This window comes from Phytopseudomonas argentinensis (assembly GCF_900113905.1).
GTDB lineage: Bacteria > Pseudomonadota > Gammaproteobacteria > Pseudomonadales > Pseudomonadaceae > Aquipseudomonas > Aquipseudomonas argentinensis.
Genome location: NZ_FORC01000002.1, coordinates 795,030 through 810,340 on the forward strand (window position 1 = coordinate 795,030; position 15,311 = coordinate 810,340).

Genomic DNA, 15,311 nt, shown 5'->3' on the forward strand with positions numbered 1-15,311 from the left:
ACCGTGGCTGGCGATTGGCTGCTGGCAGCTGGCGGTCAAGCCAGGGCCGGGCGCCGGTAGCGGCTCGGCGAGGTGCCACTCCAGCGCTGGAAAGCGTGGCGAAAACTGGCCGTCTCGCTGTAGCCCAGGGCTTCGGCGATACGCGCGATGGGCAGGCGCTCTTCGCCCAGCAGGCGCCGCGCCTGTTCGAAGCGCAGCTCGTCGAGCAGGCTCTGGTAACTGGTGCCCATTTCCTGCAACTGCCGGCGTAGAGTGCGTGAGGAGTAGCGCAGCTGGCGCGCCAGGCCGTCGAGCCCCGGCGAGTCGGGCAATTGGCTGGCAAGCAGCTGGCGCACGCGGCTGATCAGCGCCTGGTGAGAGAGGAACTCGCGGTTCAGCTGACGGCAGCGTTGCAGGGTGTCGCGGTGCGTCACCGGGTCAGCCAGCGGCAAGCGGCGATCCAGCCAGGCGCTGTCGAAGACGATGACATTAGCGGCGGCGTTGAACTGCACCGGGCAGGCGAAATCACGCGTGTACTGGCGCTGGTAGCGGGGTGCCCTGTGCGTGAAACGAGCACTCGTCAACGGCAGTGGGCGGCCTAGCAGGTCATCGCAGATCAGCTTGAGCGACGACAGACAAAACTCGGTATTGAAGGTCGCCAGCTCTGCAGCATCGCGGTAATCGCTGGCTTCGATCCATGCCTGCGCACCATCGCGGCGCAAGTGCAGGGTGAACAGCGTGCCTAGCAAGGCGGGAAAACTGAACGCCACTTCCAAGGCTTCGCCCAGACTCGCCGCCGACAGCAGGCTGAAGCCCAGCAACCCGTAGGACGATACATGCATGCGCCGGCCCAGCAGCAGGCCGAGATCCTGGCAGCGGGTGGTGGCATTGCGAAACACCTGGCGCTCCTGGGCGATGCTGATACGCATCTCCGGACGCTGCAGATCAGCCGCGGCGATACCGCTGCCGGCCAGCAATTGGTCGATGCAGGCGCCGTCCTGGCAGAGCGTGTCCAGGGCCAGGACGACGGCGTGGAGGGTGGTCAGCTGGGAGTGCTGCATGGGGGCACGCCTTCTCGTAACGGATCCGAGAGTCAGGCAATAAGCATGCCCGTAGCCGGCGTCGCCCGCTCTGGCGTTTCGCTGGGCAACGCGGCGCGCGGATGTAGGAGAAGGTAACGCCGGGCCAGCCTGCTTGCCTGCCGGCGCTCGACCAGTGCTCAGAAACTGTTCAAGATCCTTGTGCGCATGACGCGGCAGCTACAAGGCAAAAGCGGACGTTCGCGGAATTCGTGGGAGGGGCTTTAGCCGCGAGCTCTTTACGTCCCACACGCTATGCGTGAGCTGTGGCTTGCCCGCTTTATCGCGTTGTGGATACGTTCGGTTCCGCTCTGTCGAGCGGGTTTCTTTTGGCATCGCCCGGATGGCCGGCCCCGCCAAAAGAAACCAAAAGGTCTAGCCCCGGCATACGGCCCCAGCTTCGCTGGGGTTCCCTTGCTCCATCCTCGCTCCGAGGGCCCGACCTAGGCGGCCCCCCACGAAGGGCCATCCATGGCCCATCGCGGCTCTCGCGACATCCATGTCGCTCAACCCTCTACGCAAAGATTCCGCCCGGCCTCCTGAAGGGGCGATTGGTGTCGCCTGATAATTCTGGGGCATGAGGAGCACCAAATCGGCCGACCGGCCGCTTACGCCACTTAGCCGCCAACGTCGGCGAACCTGGAGTGAAAGATCGTGAGCAGGTTCTTACAGCGCCACGAACAGCAGGAAGGTGCCGAGGATCAGGCGGTAGATGACGTAGGGCAGCATGCCGACGCGATCCAGCGCGGCCAGGAACAGCTTGATGCACAGGAACGCCGAGACGAACGACAGGCCGATACCCCAGGCCATGTCGCCCCAGTGCGCGCCGCCGCCCTGTTCGATCAGGTGCACCGCCTTGAGGCTGCCGGCAGCGAGAATCAGCGGTATCGACAGCAGGAAGGAGAAGCTCGCCGCGCTCTTGCGATCGAAGCCGAGCATCAGCGCCGCGGTCATGGTGATGCCCGAACGCGAAGTGCCGGGGATCAGCGCGAGCATCTGTGCGAGGCCGATCAGCAGGGCATGGCGCCAGGTCATGCGGCTCATGTCAGCATCGCGGCTGCCTTTCACGTCGGCCCACCAGAGCACCAGGCCGAAGAAGATGGTGGTGGTGCCGATCACCAGCATGGAGCGGGTGTACTGCTCGATCAGCGATTCGAACACCAGCCCGGCCACGGCGGCCGGAATGGTCGCCAGGATGATCATCCAGCCCATGCGGCTTTCCGGGCTGGCGCGGCGCTGCAGCACATGGCCCAGCCAGCCGCTGACGATGGCGGCGATCTGCTGGCGAAAGGCGAGTACCACGGCCATCAGGGTGCCGACATGCACGGCGACGTCGAAGGCTTGGCCTTGGTCCGGCCAGCCCAGCAGTTGTGAGGGCAGGATCAGGTGGGCGGAGGAGGAGACGGGGATGAATTCGGTAACGCCCTGGATGAGCGATAGAACGAGCAGGTGTAGCCAATCCATGGGGTTCCTTAATGAGGGCGCTGACGGATGCGGACTGCGGGTATGACCCGGCGAGGGCTCATTTTCTCCATCACAACCTGTCGGTTTCCTGAAATATACGCATACAATTTCCCGGTCAGGGCCGATTCTGCTTCTTTACGGCGCTGTCCTCGGGTCACGAATTTGCTATCGTGAGCGCCCCGCGGGCCAAGCGCACCGCGGTTCCGTAGACCTCCGAGAAATCCTTCCATGCATTCTGCAGCCTCGTCGGCACCCGGCCGGCCCCTGACTCGTAGCGATTACAAGACCTTGTCCCTGTCCGCACTCGGCGGCGCCCTGGAATTCTACGATTTCATCATTTACGTGTTCTTCGCCACCATCGTCGGCAAGCTGTTCTTCCCGCCGGACATGCCTGACTGGCTGCGCATGCTGCAGACCTTCGGCATCTTCGCTGCCGGCTACCTGGCACGCCCGCTGGGCGGCATCATCATGGCGCACTTCGGCGACCTGATCGGCCGCAAGCGCATGTTCACCCTGAGTATCCTGATGATGGCGGTGCCGACCCTGATCATGGGCCTGCTGCCGACCTATGCGCAGATCGGCATTCTCGCGCCGCTGATGCTGCTGCTGATGCGCATCATCCAGGGCGCGGCGATTGGCGGTGAAGTACCCGGCGCCTGGGTATTCGTTTCCGAGCACGTGCCGGCACGCCATATCGGCTACGCCTGCGGCACCCTGACCTGTGGCCTGACCACCGGCATCCTGCTCGGCTCGCTGATGGCCACGCTGATCAACAGCGTGTTCACCGCCGAGCAGGTGCTGGACTGGGCCTGGCGCGTACCGTTTCTGATCGGCGGCGTCTTCGGTCTGTTCGCCATGTATCTGCGCCAGTGGCTGCATGAAACCCCGGTGTTCACCGAGATGCAGCAGCGCAAGGCCCTGGCCGCGGAACTGCCACTGAAAACCGTGGTGCGTGATCATCGTGGCAGCGTGGCTATTTCCGCGCTGCTGACCTGGCTGCTGTCGGCCGGCATCGTGGTGGCGATCCTGATGACGCCGACCTTCCTGCAGACCCTCTACGGCTTCGATGCGGTCACGTCACTGAAGGCCAACAGCCTTGCCATCGTCATGCTCAGCATCGGTTGCATCATCAGCGGCGCCCTGTGTGACCGTATTGGCGCCGGCCGGGTGCTGGTGGTCGGCTGCAGCGCGCTGGCCATCTGTGCCTGGTTCTTCTATAGCGGCCTGCACGCCAACCCGCAGTGGCTGTTCCCGCTGTATGCGCTGGTCGGCTTATTCGTCGGCACCATCGGTGCGGTGCCCTTCGTGATGGTGCATGCCTTCCCGGCGCCAGTGCGTTTCAGCGGCCTGTCGTTCTCCTACAACATGTCCTACGCGGTATTCGGTGGGCTGACGCCAGTGGCGGTTTCACTGCTGGTCAAGTGGAGCCCGCTGGGCCCTGCCTATTACCTGATTTCCCTGTGTGGCGTAGGCGTGATCATCGGCCTGGTTCTTCTACGCAGGGGTCGTTGAGAACGCAGGCTACTTCGCACCAGCCGGCCGAGCCGGTATGGTGCGAGCACGTTTATAACGCGATGGAGAAGCCCATGAGCCTTTACGGCGATTACGATTCGCAGAACATCTTCGCCAAGATCATTCGCGGCGAGATGCCTTGCTACAAGCTGTATGAAGACGACGACGTGCTGGCCTTTCTGGATCTGTTCCCGCAGTCGTTCGGCCACACCCTGGTGATTCCCAAGCGCGCCGAAGCGCGCAACCTGCTGGAAATCGACACAGACAGCCTGACCAAGTTGACCCTGGCCGTGCAAAAGGTGGCCCGCGTGCTGGCCGACGAGCTGCAGCCCGATGGTGTGCAGATTGCCCAGTTCAACGGCGCGCCTGCCGGGCAGACGGTGTTCCATATCCACATGCACGTGATTCCGCGTTTCAGCGAGCAGGGGCTGCACGCACACGCCAGTGGCAAGGCCGACCCGGCCGAGCTGGAAAAGCTGCAGGCCAGGCTGGTCAAGCGCTTCCAGAACGCCTGAGCGAAGCGGCATCAGTGGGAGCGCGCCACCGGGGCGAAAATGGCGGGTATGGCTTAGGCGTCTCGCCCGCTCCCACAGGTTGTCCTCATGATGCCTAGCGCTGCACTGTATTCTTACCGCGCACGCCGCTTGAGCCACTGGCTCAGCCACTCGTAGCCGCTGACCAGCAGGATGCCGCACAGCACCAGCAGGGCGCCGAGAATGAAGTTGGTTTCCAGCGGCTCGCCCAGCAGCACCACGCCGAACAGGATGCCGAACATCGGTGTCATGAACGACAGCACGCCCAGGCGCGATGCCAGGTAGTTGCGCAGCAGCCAGAACCAGGCCAGAAAGCTGGCGAACGACACCAGCAGCGCCTGGAATATCAGGCCTCCCACGGCAATCGGGGTGGGCTTGAAACGCAGTTGGTCGGTCAAGGCGCACACCATGATCAGCAGCACGAAGCCGCCGAGCAACTGGTAGAACAGCGTCTGCGTGACCGGCGCGTTGGACAGCCGCGAGCTGCGCACCACCACGGTGGTTGCGCCCCAGGCCATGGCGCCAAGCAAGCCGAGAAAATCGCCATACAGCTGGCGGCCGGCATCTGCCGCCTCCACGCCGCCGGAGCGCCCGGCGAATGACACCACGATACCCATGAAGGCGATGCCGATACCCAACCATTGCAGGGGCTTGAGGCGTTCGGCAGGCAGCCGCCATTGCAACCCCAGCGCCGCGAAGATCGGCGCCGTGTAGAGAAAGATCACCATGTGCGAAGCGCTGGTATGGCGCAGCCCTTCGCCAACCAGCATGAACTCTAGGGCGAACAGAAAACCGACCACCAGCCCGGGCCGCCAGTTGCCGGCGCGCACGCCGAGTCCGTCACGTCGCCAGAGCATCAGCAGAGCCACCAGCAGGGCGGCGATACCCGAGCGCAGGGCGAGCATCAGCACCGGCGCCACGTCCTCGGCGGCGGCCTTGAGCACCACCTGCTGCATGCCCCAGATCATGCACAGGCCAACCATCAGGCCGCCGGCCAGGCCGTCGATGTTCTTGCGCGTGTCCATGAAGGTCGCTCGTCGAGATGTGGGGCGCCATTATGGTGCTGCCGAGTTGTGCAAGCCAGCGCGTGCATGGCGATGGATTTATTGCACGCTTATGGCAATGTGCTTGTCTGTGAGCAGAGCCTGTCGCTCGATGCCCCCGTGATTATTCGGAGAGAACCCATGCGTCTGATCTACGCCGTACTGCCTCTGCTCGCCCTGGCCGGTTGCTCGTCCTATCAGGCCGATTCCGACAAGGTCACCGATATCCCGACCGAGCGCCTGCGTGCTTATCAGGCGCCGGTGCAGGGCGGCGGCGAAGTGGTGGTCACCCGTGACCTGGGGCTGATGGGCGGCGGCTGCTACGTGGCCGTAATGGTCGACCGCAAGCTCGCGGCGCGCATCGCGGTCGGCGAACGGGGCCGCTTTCAGGTACCGGCCGGCAATCGCATCGTCGGTATCGCTGCCGACAGCGAAGACCAGACCCTATGCGGCAAGGGACGCCTCAACCGCGAGGTGCTGGTGAAGGTTGAGGCGGGCGGCGTGGCCAATCTGCGCATCGTCAGTCAGAATCGTGGCGGCTTCGACATTCTTCCCGAGCAGGCGAGGTAGAATCGTCCGCCACTCGATACCGCACAGGATGTGCCCGTGAAGGATTTACCCATTGCGATCGTTGGCGCTGGCACCGCAGGGTTGGCCAGCGCCATCCTGCTGGCTCGCCAGGGCTGGTCGGTCACCCTCTACGAACGGGTCGCCGAGCTGCAGCCGGTGGGTGCCGGCATTCTGCTCCAGCCCTCGGGGCTCGCGGCCTTGCGTCATCTCGGTTTGCTCGACGAATGCACCGACCTCGGCGCGCCGATCAGCCGCTTGTTCGGCACCTCGGCTTGCGCGCAACGGGTGATTCTCGACACCCGCTATGCCCACTGGCAGGCCGATTCCTCTGGGCTCGGTATTCACCGCGGCGTATTGATGACTGCTTTGCTCAATGCCGCGCGTGCCGCCGGGGTGAACCTGCGTACCGGTATCAGCATTTCCCGCTTCGTGCAGTTGCCCAGCCACGTGCGTCTGCTCAGCGACGATGGCCAGGGCAATGAGGCGGTGCTGGGCGAACATGCGGCGCTTATTCTGGCCGACGGCACCCGTTCGCAGCTACGCGCGCAGATGCAGGTGCGGCAAACGGTCAAGGCCTATCCCTGGGGCGCTTTGTGGAGCATCGTGCCGACTCCCGAGGGCGCCGACTCCACGGACCTGCGCCAGTGGTACCGTGGCTGCTCGCAGATGTTCGGCATAATGCCCACCGGTTGTACCCACGCCGACCGTCACACGCGCCTGAGCAGCCTGTTCTGGAGCCTGCCGGTGGCCAGCCATGGTGCCTGGCAGCAGGCTGGCCTGGAGGCCTGGAAAGATTCCGTGCGCCAACTGGCCGGTGCACCGGCGGAGGCCTTTTTGCACACGCTGGACACGCCCGAGCGGCTGATGCTGGCCAGCTACGCCGACGTGCGCATGCAGCAGTGGCATGACGGCCGGGTGCTGGCCATCGGCGATTGCGCCCACGCCATGAGCCCTCAGTTGGGGCAGGGCGCCAACATGGCGCTGGTCGATGCCGTGGCCCTGGGTGATGCTCTGGGCGCTTGCGGCATTGGCCAGTCTGCCGATCCTGCCGCCTGCTTTGCCGCCTATGGCGCTGTGCGCCGCGCCCACCTGGGTTATTACCGCCAGGCCAGCCGCCTGCTGACGCCATTGTTCCAGTCACACAGCAGCCTGTTGGCGGTGCTGCGCGACACCGCCCTGTTCCTGGCCCGGCACCTGCCCATGGGGCGCCAGCACGCCGTGACTACCCTGGTCGGCGCGCGCACCGGCTGGCTGTTCTCGGGTAACGGCGCTGCGCCCTTGCATGCCTGGCGCAAACCTGCTCCCGCACAGCCGGTGCTGGAAGCGACCTCGGTCTAGGCAGCCGTCTCGGCCTTCTGCACCTGCCAGGCCCAGACGAACACCAGCAGACCGGCGACCGCGGTTGCCGCGCCTATGTAGCCCGTCGAGGTCCAGCCGAAACCGGCGCTGATCGCCAGGCCGCCGAGCCACGGGCCCAGGGCGTTGGCGATGTTGAAGGCTGCATGGTTGGATGCCGCGGCCAGCGTCTGGGCGCCGGTCGCCACATCCATCAGGTGGGTCTGCAGGGCGGGCGACAGCGCGGCGATGGTGCCCAGGGCGAGAATCGCCGGCAGCATCGTCCAGATCGACTGGCTGGCCGTTGGCAGCACCAGCAGTACCAGCGCACTCCACAGCAGGATCCAGGCCACCGACTTGAAGCGCAGGCGATCGAACAGCCAGCCACCGGCCATGTTGCCGAGAATGCAGCCGACACCGAACACCGCCATGGCCACCGGGATCATCCCCGGGCTGACCCGGGTGACTTCCAGCAGCGTCGGCGCCATGTAGCTGAACACGCAGAACATGCCGGCGAAGCCGATCGAGCCGATGCCCAGGGCCAGCCAGATCGGTGCGCGGTTGAAGGCACGCAGTTCGCTGATCGGGCTGCTGCGCACCTCGCTGCGATCCAGGGGCAACAGCAGGGCGATCATCGCCACGGTGGCCAGGGCAATCACGCTGACCAGGGCGAATGCGAAGCGCCAACTGGCGCTCTGCCCCAGCCAGGTGGCCAGCGGGTTGCCGACCAGAATGGCCACACTCAGGCCCATCAACACCCTGCTCACCGCCTTGGCGCGCTTGTGCGGCGCAGCCATCGAAGCGGCGACCAGCATGGCGACCCCAAAGTATGCGCCATGGGGCAGGCCGGCGAAGAAGCGAAACACCAGCAGCGACAGGTAGTCTGGTGCCAGAGCACTGGCCAGGTTACCGATCGCGAACACGCCCATCAGCAGCAACAGCAGGTGCTTGCGCAGCAGGCGCGAACCCAGCATCGCGAGGATCGGCGCCCCCACCACCACGCCCAGGGCGTAGCTGCTGATCACATGGCCGACCTGGGGTTCGCTGACGCCCAGATCCTGGGCCACGTTGGGCATCAGACCCATGATGGAGAATTCGCTGGTGCCAATGGCGAAACCACCAAGCGCCAGGGCCAGTTCGATCAGCAGGATCGCTCCGGCGCTCAGGCGCGGGGCGGCGTGGGCAGAGCCACTCATGGTGTACCTCATCTGGGGGGCGGCGAACAGGCGGGGCATTATTCACGCATTGGCCGGCCGAGAAAACCTCGGCGCCGCCCGAGGTCAACGGTAACGCTGCAGGATGGCCGCGAACTCGCCACTGTCCTGCATCTGCCGCATCGCCTCGAGCAGCGCCCGGGTCGGCATGTCCGGCGCATCGCGCACCAGGCAGGCCACCTCATCGCGGGTCAGCTCGTGCACTTCATGAAGCTGGTCAGCGCTGCTGCGGCCCCGGTTGAACCACAGCAGGGCCAGCTCGTTGCTGACCGCATAATCGTAACGTCCGGCTGCCAGCTTGCGCAGTACCAGGCCCTGGGTGCGGGCATCATCACGCTTCAATGTGCCACTGGCGAACAAGGCGTCGAGGGTGGGGTAGTTGAAGCCCAGTACCGTGCCGATGGACTGTGCACCAAGCGCCTCGGGAGCAATCGGTTGTTCGGAACGGCTGACCAGCAGATCACGCTGCACCATGAACGGGGCGCTCCACAGGTAACCGGGATAGACATCAGTCAGCCACTTCGGGTTGACGTAACAGCGCACGTCGATCTCCCGGTTGATCAGCGCGCGATGCACACGCATGCGCGGCAGCACCATCAGCTCGGCCTGACGACCGACCTTGGCGGCCACGCCCAGGGAGAGATCGCGAAGAATGCCGTCGACTGCCTGACCGTCGCGGATCTGTGCCATGGGCATGACGCCGCTTTCGATGATGGAAAAGCGCAGCGGTGGTTGCCCTGCGCTGCAGATGCCGCTCATCAGGGCAAGTGCCAGGGCGAGCGGATACGCCAGATAGCGGCGAACCAGGCGGGAAAAGGTGGTGTCGCACAAAGAGGTGGTCTGAAATCTGGTCATCGGTCGCTCGCGGTATGCTGAACGTTCGCCCATTGCAGAGCACGAAATTTTCAGATTACTGTTTTAAAAGGCTTTTTATGTGGTTCGATTGACACAGCTTATTGGATTGATGCTTTCAATCAATGGGCTCTCTGACCCATAAGGGGCTACTATCCCTCCTGTAAATTTTTCAACCCTCGAAGGAGTTCACAGATGTCTTTGATTAACACTCAAGTCCAGCCGTTCAAGGTCAATGCCTTCCACAATGGCAAATTCATCGAAGTCACCGAGGAAAGCCTGAAAGGCAAGTGGTCGGTACTGATCTTCATGCCCGCTGCGTTCACCTTCAACTGCCCGACCGAGATCGAAGACGCCGCCAACAACTACGAAGCCTTCCAGAAGGCTGGCGCCGAAGTGTACATCGTCACCACCGACACCCACTTCTCGCACAAGGTATGGCACGAAACTTCGCCGGCCGTTGGCAAGGCTCAGTTCCCGCTGATCGGCGACCCGACTCACCAGCTGACCAATGCCTTTGGCGTGCACATCGCTGAAGAAGGCCTGGCGCTGCGCGGCACCTTCGTGATCAACCCGGAAGGCCAGATCAAGACCGTCGAAATCCACTCCAACGAGATCGCTCGTGACGTGGCCGAGACCCTGCGCAAGCTGCAAGCCGCTCAGTACACCGCTGCCCACCCGGGCGAAGTGTGCCCAGCCAAGTGGAAAGAAGGCGCTCAGACCTTGGCTCCTTCCCTGGACCTGGTCGGCAAGATCTAAAAATGGGCGTAGCGCTACTGCGCTAGGCATTGTTTCGTTGAAATCAGGCTCGGGCTGCTCATTACAGCTCGTAAACTCCGCGCCCTCGCCTGATTTCGCCTCGCACTGCAGTCGCTCGCGACGCGCTACATCCCATTTTCCACCTACAAGCCAACAGGCTTTAAAGGTGCCCGAACGCCCGGGCGTAACCCGTCCGGGCGTTTTATTGCCCGAATTTCGTCATTGAGGACTCGTATATGTTGGACGCAACCCTTAAAACCCAGTTGAAGGCGTACCTGGAAAAGGTCAGCCAGCCGTTCGAGATCGTCGCGTCCCTCGATGACAGCGACAAATCTCAGGAGCTCAAAGGCCTGCTCGACGATATCGTCAGCCTGACCGACAAGATCACCCTGAAAACCGATGGCACCGACGCTCGCGTGCCGTCGTTCGCCCTGAACCGCCCGAATGGCAACATCAGCCTGCGCTTCGCCGGCCTGCCGATGGGCCACGAGTTCACCTCGCTGGTGCTGGCTCTGCTGCAAGTGGGTGGCCACCCATCGAAACTGGCGGCCGAAGTGATCGAGCAGATCCAGAACCTGGAAGGCGAATTCAACTTCGAGACCTATTTCTCGCTGTCCTGCCAGAACTGCCCGGACGTGGTCCAGGCGCTGAACCTGATGGCTGTGCTCAACCCGAACATCCGCCACGTCGCCATCGACGGCGCACTGTTCCAGGACGAAGTCGAGTCCCGGCAGATCATGTCGGTGCCGAGCATCTATCTCAACGGCGAACTGTTCGGCCAGGGCCGCATGGACGCCGAGCAGATCCTCGCCAAGATCGACACCGGTGCCTCGGCCCGTGATGCCGAGAAGCTGAATGCCAAGGAGGCCTTCGACGTGTTGGTCATCGGTGGTGGCCCGGCCGGCGCCGCGGCAGCCATCTACGCCGCCCGCAAAGGCATCCGTACCGGCGTTGCCGCCGAGCGTTTCGGCGGTCAGGTGCTGGACACCATGGCCATCGAGAACTTCATCTCGGTGCAGGAGACCGAAGGCCCGAAACTGGCCCGCGCCCTGGAAGAGCACGTCAAGCAGTACGAAGTCGACATCATGAACCTGCAGCGCGCCAGCGCGCTGATCCCGGCATCCAGCGCCGGCGGCCTGCACGAAGTGAAGTTCGAGAGCGGTGCCAGCCTGAAGGCCAAGACCGTGATTCTCTCCACCGGCGCGCGCTGGAGGGAAATGAACGTGCCGGGCGAGCAGGAATACCGCAACAAGGGCGTGGCCTACTGCCCGCACTGCGACGGCCCGCTGTTCAAGGGCAAGCGTGTGGCGGTGGTCGGCGGTGGCAACTCCGGTGTGGAAGCGGCCATCGATCTGGCCGGTATCGTTGCCGAAGTCACCCTGCTCGAGTACGACAGCAAGCTGCGTGCTGACGCCGTGCTGCAGAAGAAACTCTACAGCCTGCCCAACGTCAAGGTGATCACCAGCGCCCTGACCAGCGAAGTGAAAGGCGACGGCCAGAAAGTCACCGGCCTGGTCTACAAGGATCGCAACTCCGACGAGTTCATCCCGGTAGAGCTGGAAGGCATCTTCGTGCAGATCGGCCTGCTGCCCAACTCCGAATGGCTCAAGGGCTCGGTAGAGCTGTCGGACCGCGGCGAGATCATCGTCGACGCCCGTGGTGAAACCTCACTGCCAGGCATCTTCGCCGCTGGCGACGTGACCACGGTGCCGTACAAGCAGATCGTCATCGCCGTGGGCGAGGGCGCCAAGGCATCGCTGAGCGCTTTCGATCATCTGATTCGTAGCTGATCCGCCGCTGCACATGAAAAACGGGCCTAGCGGGCCCGTTTTTTTGTGTTCCGCAGAGCTTGGGGGAGCATGCGGGGTGACACCGGACTGGCAAGGTTGTGTGAGTGCGCGGGTGTTTTCCGCGCTCAAGCTGCTTATCTACGTCTACTGACGTCTCCGGTTTCGCCCTCCGGGCGAGTCACTTTTGCGGGCAAAAGTAACCAAAACCCTCCGCCCGATCATCCGGCCCCGGCTACGCCGGGGTTCGCTCACTCCATCGCCGTTCCAGAGGCCCGCCGCGAAGGGCCATCCATGGCCCATCGCGGCTCTCGCGGCATCCATGCCGCTCAACCTCTTCCACGACGATTGCGTTCGCCCTCCTGGACGGGCTCTTCCCGTCCGCTGAACCGGAGGCAATTCACGGAGCTTTGTGGGCTTGGGCATGAGATCAGCCCTGGGCTGACCTGGATGCAACTATAGGTTACTTCCCGTAAGCCCCGTTCGTGCAGGCGCGCGAATTGTCCCCTTCAGGAGGGTGAGTGGAATCGTTGCGTAGAGGGGCGAGCGGCATGGATGCCGCGAGAGGCTTAAAGGGCCAGGGATGGCCCTTGTAAGCCGACCCTCGGAGCGACGATGGAGCGAACGAACCCCGGCGCAGTCGGGGCCGGATGATGGGGTGCGCTTTCTTTTGCTTACTTTTCTTTGCGCACTTCAAAGAAAAGTGAGTCGCCCGAGGGGGCGAAACAGGGAGTTTCTGCACACAACGCAGTGGCGTCTAAACACCTAACGACACGACACACTGATTTGCCAGTACGGTGCCAAGACTGACGCTACTGAGATTATGCGAAGAGCCTTCTTCCTGCCATACGCCCGACTCAGTCGGTGTCTTCGTCACGAATCAGCACGTAACTGCTGCCGTTCTCATCGTCCAGGCGCTCGCAAACGAAGTACATCTCCACCTTGCCGGCGTTCATGGCGGCCAGCAGGTCGCCGGCCTGGGGGGCGAAGAAGGCCTTGGAGCCGGGCTTGGCTTCGCAGGCGATCAGCGCGGTGACGAACAGCGCCGGGTCGGTACCGTCGAAGTAATCCTCGCGCTCGTCGGCATCCCATTCCTGGGGCGGCTCGAATGGGCCGGTGAACAGTACCTTGGCATCGCCCAGATCCTCTTCCTCGGCGTCCAGGTCGTCTTCGTCCGGGCGGTAGACCGTGCAGTCCAGGGCGTCGGCGGCGTCCAGCACGTGCTGGCGATTTTGGTCATCGGCTAGGGACACGTTGGCTCCGGTTCTCGATAAAGGAAGGCGTCAGTGTGCGGTGCAGCACCGCGCGCTGCAATCGTCGTGTGTGCATTTCCTCGGCGTCGGGAACCTGCGATGCTGCGGCCACCGTGAACACAGCAACGAGAACAGCCATGAAGATCAGCTCGGATTTCGACAGCGGCAACATCCTCGTGCAGGACGCCAGCAACCCGCACAAGGTGCTGCTGGCCATGCGCAAGGATCTCAACAGCGATCACTTCCAGTGGTTCCATTTCCATGTCGAGGGTCTGACGCCGGGCACGCGCCATGACTTCAGCATCACCAATGCCGGGCAGTCCGCATACAGCCATGCCTGGACGGGCTATAACGCCGCTGCATCCTACGATCAGCAGACCTGGTTCCGGGTGCCCAGCCGCTTCGAGGATGGCGGGCTGCATTTTGGCCTGGAGCCCGAGCACGAGCAGATCTGGTTCGCCTACTTCGAACCCTACAGTCGTGAGCGCCACGCCGCCCTGATCGACAAGGCGCTGGCCTTGCCAGGTGTCGAGCTGCAGGCCCGCGGGCGCAGCCTCGAGGGCCGCGACATCGAGTTGCTGCGCGTGCATCGCCATGCCAGCGCGACGCGCAAGGTGTGGATCATCGCCCAGCAACATCCGGGCGAGCACATGGCCGAGTGGTTCATGGAGGGCATCATCAGGCGCTTGGGCGACTCCGCTGACAGCGAACTGGATGCACTGTTGCAACAGGCCGACCTGTACCTGGTGCCTAACATGAACCCCGATGGCGCCTTCCGCGGTCACCTGCGCACCAATGCGGCGGGGCAGGACCTCAATCGTGCCTGGCAGTCGGCGAGCGCCGAGCGCAGCCCGGAAGTGCTGTTCGTGCAGCAGGCGATGCGCGAGATCGGCGTGGACCTGTTTCTGGATATCCACGGCGACGAGGAAATTCCCCACGTGTTCACCGCCGGCTGCGAAGGCAACCCCGGCTTCACGCCGCGCCTGGAGGCACTGGAGAGCGAGTTTCGCCAGCGCCTGGTGGACAGCGGCGCCGAGTTTCAGACCCGCTTCGGTTACCCGCGCAGCGCACCGGGCAAGGCCAACCTCAACCTGGCCTGCAACGCGGTTGGCGAGGAGTTCGACTGCCTGTCATTCACCCTGGAGATGCCGTTCAAGGATCATGACGATACCCCCAATCCTCAGACCGGTTGGAACGGCGAGCGCTCGATGAAGCTGGCTGCCGACATGCTCGGCGTGATTGGCCAGATGGTCGATCGTCTGCGCTGATCAGGCGTGTTCGTGCAGGCTGCCTGGTTCATCCTGCGCGGCCTGCAGCTCCTGAAGCGTCTGCAGCTTCTCGGCGATTTCCCGTTCGGCTGCGGCACGCTGCTCAGGCGGCAGGTTCTCAAGCTCGTCCTCGGTCATGCCGACCTCCTTGAGGATCTTGTCGCGCATCTTCTCAGCCGGCGTCATGTTCATGTAGGCCATGAACTCGTCGACGGCGCTCGGCTTGGCCAGGGCTTTCGCGTCGTCGCTGGCCGAAAGTGCGCCTGCGCTCTGCGCATCGCCATCACTTGACTGGTTGACCGTGCTGTTGAGCGTAATCAGCATCCGCGCGAAGGCTTCATCGTAGGCCTGCTGGTGGGCGTTCGACGCATCGCTCTTGAACGTCGGTGCGACCTGCCCGTTTTCCCGCGGCTTGCCGGGCTCGATTAGCAGCGCAGCATCGCTGCTTTTCTTGAACTCCAGCTCCTCGGCGCGGGTGCGCTGCAGGGACGTGGCCATGGTGTAGGGATTGAATGATCCAATGATGCTCATGACGGGCCTCCTTGTCGTGAGCATGTAGCTCAGCAAGGCCTGTGCCACTCAAGGGAATTAAAATAAATTATTGATATTGAATGAATTTTTTCCATGCTCTGGCTGCCTGGCAGGCAGCCGTTTGCCACCGGC

14 protein-coding genes are annotated in these 15,311 nt (G+C 63.5%); 7 read left to right on the forward strand and 7 right to left on the reverse strand.

Annotated features, from left to right (window positions below):
- Positions 1–35: 35 nt before the first annotated feature.
- A complete protein-coding gene (locus BM154_RS12145) occupies positions 36–1,040 on the reverse strand; it encodes an AraC family transcriptional regulator (protein ID WP_074883855.1) in 1,005 nt (334 codons plus the stop codon).
- 684 nt (positions 1,041–1,724) lie between these two features.
- Complete coding sequence (locus tag BM154_RS12150; protein WP_074883860.1) at positions 1,725–2,522, reverse strand: undecaprenyl-diphosphate phosphatase; 798 nt, start codon at positions 2,520–2,522, stop codon at positions 1,725–1,727.
- A gap of 228 nt (positions 2,523–2,750) precedes the next feature.
- Here BM154_RS12150 and BM154_RS12155 point away from each other — a divergent pair, with 228 nt between their 5' ends.
- Together BM154_RS12155 and BM154_RS12160 are read left to right on the forward strand one after the other, a co-directional pair.
- Positions 2,751–4,034, forward strand: a complete 1,284-nt coding sequence (locus BM154_RS12155) for an MFS transporter (protein ID WP_074883864.1) — start codon at positions 2,751–2,753, stop codon at positions 4,032–4,034.
- Positions 4,035–4,108: 74 nt separating this feature from the next.
- A complete protein-coding gene (locus tag BM154_RS12160) occupies positions 4,109–4,549 on the forward strand; it encodes an HIT family protein (RefSeq protein WP_074883867.1) in 441 nt (146 codons plus the stop codon).
- A gap of 113 nt (positions 4,550–4,662) precedes the next feature.
- Here the strand turns inward: BM154_RS12160 and BM154_RS12165 are convergent, their stop codons facing one another.
- Complete coding sequence (locus tag BM154_RS12165; RefSeq protein WP_074883869.1) at positions 4,663–5,592, reverse strand: DMT family transporter; 930 nt, start codon at positions 5,590–5,592, stop codon at positions 4,663–4,665.
- Between the two features lie 159 nt (positions 5,593–5,751).
- Here BM154_RS12165 and BM154_RS12170 point away from each other — a divergent pair, with 159 nt between their 5' ends.
- The gene (locus BM154_RS12170) at positions 5,752–6,180 is read left to right on the forward strand and encodes a 3-isopropylmalate dehydratase (RefSeq protein ID WP_074883872.1); all 429 of its coding nucleotides are present in this window, start codon (positions 5,752–5,754) and stop codon (positions 6,178–6,180) included.
- Positions 6,181–6,216: 36 nt separating this feature from the next.
- Positions 6,217–7,518 carry an FAD-dependent oxidoreductase gene (locus BM154_RS12175; protein WP_074883877.1) on the forward strand — a complete coding sequence of 434 codons (1,302 nt, stop codon included), beginning with the start codon at positions 6,217–6,219 and terminating at the stop codon, positions 7,516–7,518.
- On the opposite strand, the gene BM154_RS12180 is transcribed toward BM154_RS12175, so the two are convergent.
- Positions 7,515–8,711, reverse strand: a complete 1,197-nt coding sequence (locus BM154_RS12180) for an MFS transporter (protein ID WP_074885321.1) — start codon at positions 8,709–8,711, stop codon at positions 7,515–7,517. The genes BM154_RS12175 and BM154_RS12180 overlap by 4 nt on opposite strands.
- Positions 8,712–8,795: 84 nt before the next feature.
- A complete protein-coding gene (locus tag BM154_RS12185; protein WP_074883879.1) occupies positions 8,796–9,584 on the reverse strand; it encodes a substrate-binding periplasmic protein in 789 nt (262 codons plus the stop codon).
- Between the two features lie 192 nt (positions 9,585–9,776).
- Between BM154_RS12185 and ahpC the strand changes: the two genes are divergently transcribed.
- Positions 9,777–10,340, forward strand: a complete 564-nt coding sequence (gene ahpC, locus BM154_RS12190) for an alkyl hydroperoxide reductase subunit C (RefSeq protein ID WP_070881569.1) — start codon at positions 9,777–9,779, stop codon at positions 10,338–10,340.
- Positions 10,341–10,576: 236 nt separating this feature from the next.
- Positions 10,577–12,130 carry an alkyl hydroperoxide reductase subunit F gene (gene ahpF, locus BM154_RS12195; RefSeq protein ID WP_074883887.1) on the forward strand — a complete coding sequence of 518 codons (1,554 nt, stop codon included), beginning with the start codon at positions 10,577–10,579 and terminating at the stop codon, positions 12,128–12,130.
- Between the two features lie 854 nt (positions 12,131–12,984).
- Here ahpF and BM154_RS12200 read toward each other — a convergent pair.
- Positions 12,985–13,380: a hypothetical protein gene (locus BM154_RS12200; RefSeq protein WP_074883888.1), complete on the reverse strand. Its 396-nt coding sequence runs from the start codon at positions 13,378–13,380 to the stop codon at positions 12,985–12,987.
- Between the two features lie 137 nt (positions 13,381–13,517).
- Here BM154_RS12200 and BM154_RS12205 point away from each other — a divergent pair, with 137 nt between their 5' ends.
- Positions 13,518–14,648: a M14 family metallopeptidase gene (locus BM154_RS12205; RefSeq protein WP_074883891.1), complete on the forward strand. Its 1,131-nt coding sequence runs from the start codon at positions 13,518–13,520 to the stop codon at positions 14,646–14,648.
- Here the strand turns inward: BM154_RS12205 and BM154_RS12210 are convergent, their stop codons facing one another.
- Positions 14,649–15,179, reverse strand: coding sequence for a hypothetical protein (locus BM154_RS12210; RefSeq protein ID WP_074883896.1), 531 nt, complete (start codon positions 15,177–15,179; stop codon positions 14,649–14,651).
- Positions 15,180–15,311 lie beyond the last annotated feature (132 nt).

Excerpts from the sequence above, each read along its gene's own strand:
- BM154_RS12145 (WP_074883855.1), bottom strand. The coding sequence starts at position 1,040 with ATGCAGCACTCCCAGCTGACCACCCTCCACGCCGTCGTCCTGGCCCTG.
- BM154_RS12150 (WP_074883860.1), bottom strand. The coding sequence starts at position 2,522 with ATGGATTGGCTACACCTGCTCGTTCTATCGCTCATCCAGGGCGTTACC.
- BM154_RS12155 (WP_074883864.1), top strand. The coding sequence starts at position 2,751 with ATGCATTCTGCAGCCTCGTCGGCACCCGGCCGGCCCCTGACTCGTAGC.
- BM154_RS12160 (WP_074883867.1), top strand. The coding sequence starts at position 4,109 with ATGAGCCTTTACGGCGATTACGATTCGCAGAACATCTTCGCCAAGATC.
- BM154_RS12165 (WP_074883869.1), bottom strand. The coding sequence starts at position 5,592 with ATGGACACGCGCAAGAACATCGACGGCCTGGCCGGCGGCCTGATGGTT.
- BM154_RS12170 (WP_074883872.1), top strand. The coding sequence starts at position 5,752 with ATGCGTCTGATCTACGCCGTACTGCCTCTGCTCGCCCTGGCCGGTTGC.
- BM154_RS12180 (WP_074885321.1), bottom strand. The coding sequence starts at position 8,711 with ATGAGTGGCTCTGCCCACGCCGCCCCGCGCCTGAGCGCCGGAGCGATC.
- BM154_RS12185 (WP_074883879.1), bottom strand. The coding sequence starts at position 9,584 with ATGACCAGATTTCAGACCACCTCTTTGTGCGACACCACCTTTTCCCGC.
- ahpC (WP_070881569.1), top strand. The coding sequence starts at position 9,777 with ATGTCTTTGATTAACACTCAAGTCCAGCCGTTCAAGGTCAATGCCTTC.
- ahpF (WP_074883887.1), top strand. The coding sequence starts at position 10,577 with ATGTTGGACGCAACCCTTAAAACCCAGTTGAAGGCGTACCTGGAAAAG.
- BM154_RS12205 (WP_074883891.1), top strand. The coding sequence starts at position 13,518 with ATGAAGATCAGCTCGGATTTCGACAGCGGCAACATCCTCGTGCAGGAC.
- BM154_RS12210 (WP_074883896.1), bottom strand. The coding sequence starts at position 15,179 with ATGAGCATCATTGGATCATTCAATCCCTACACCATGGCCACGTCCCTG.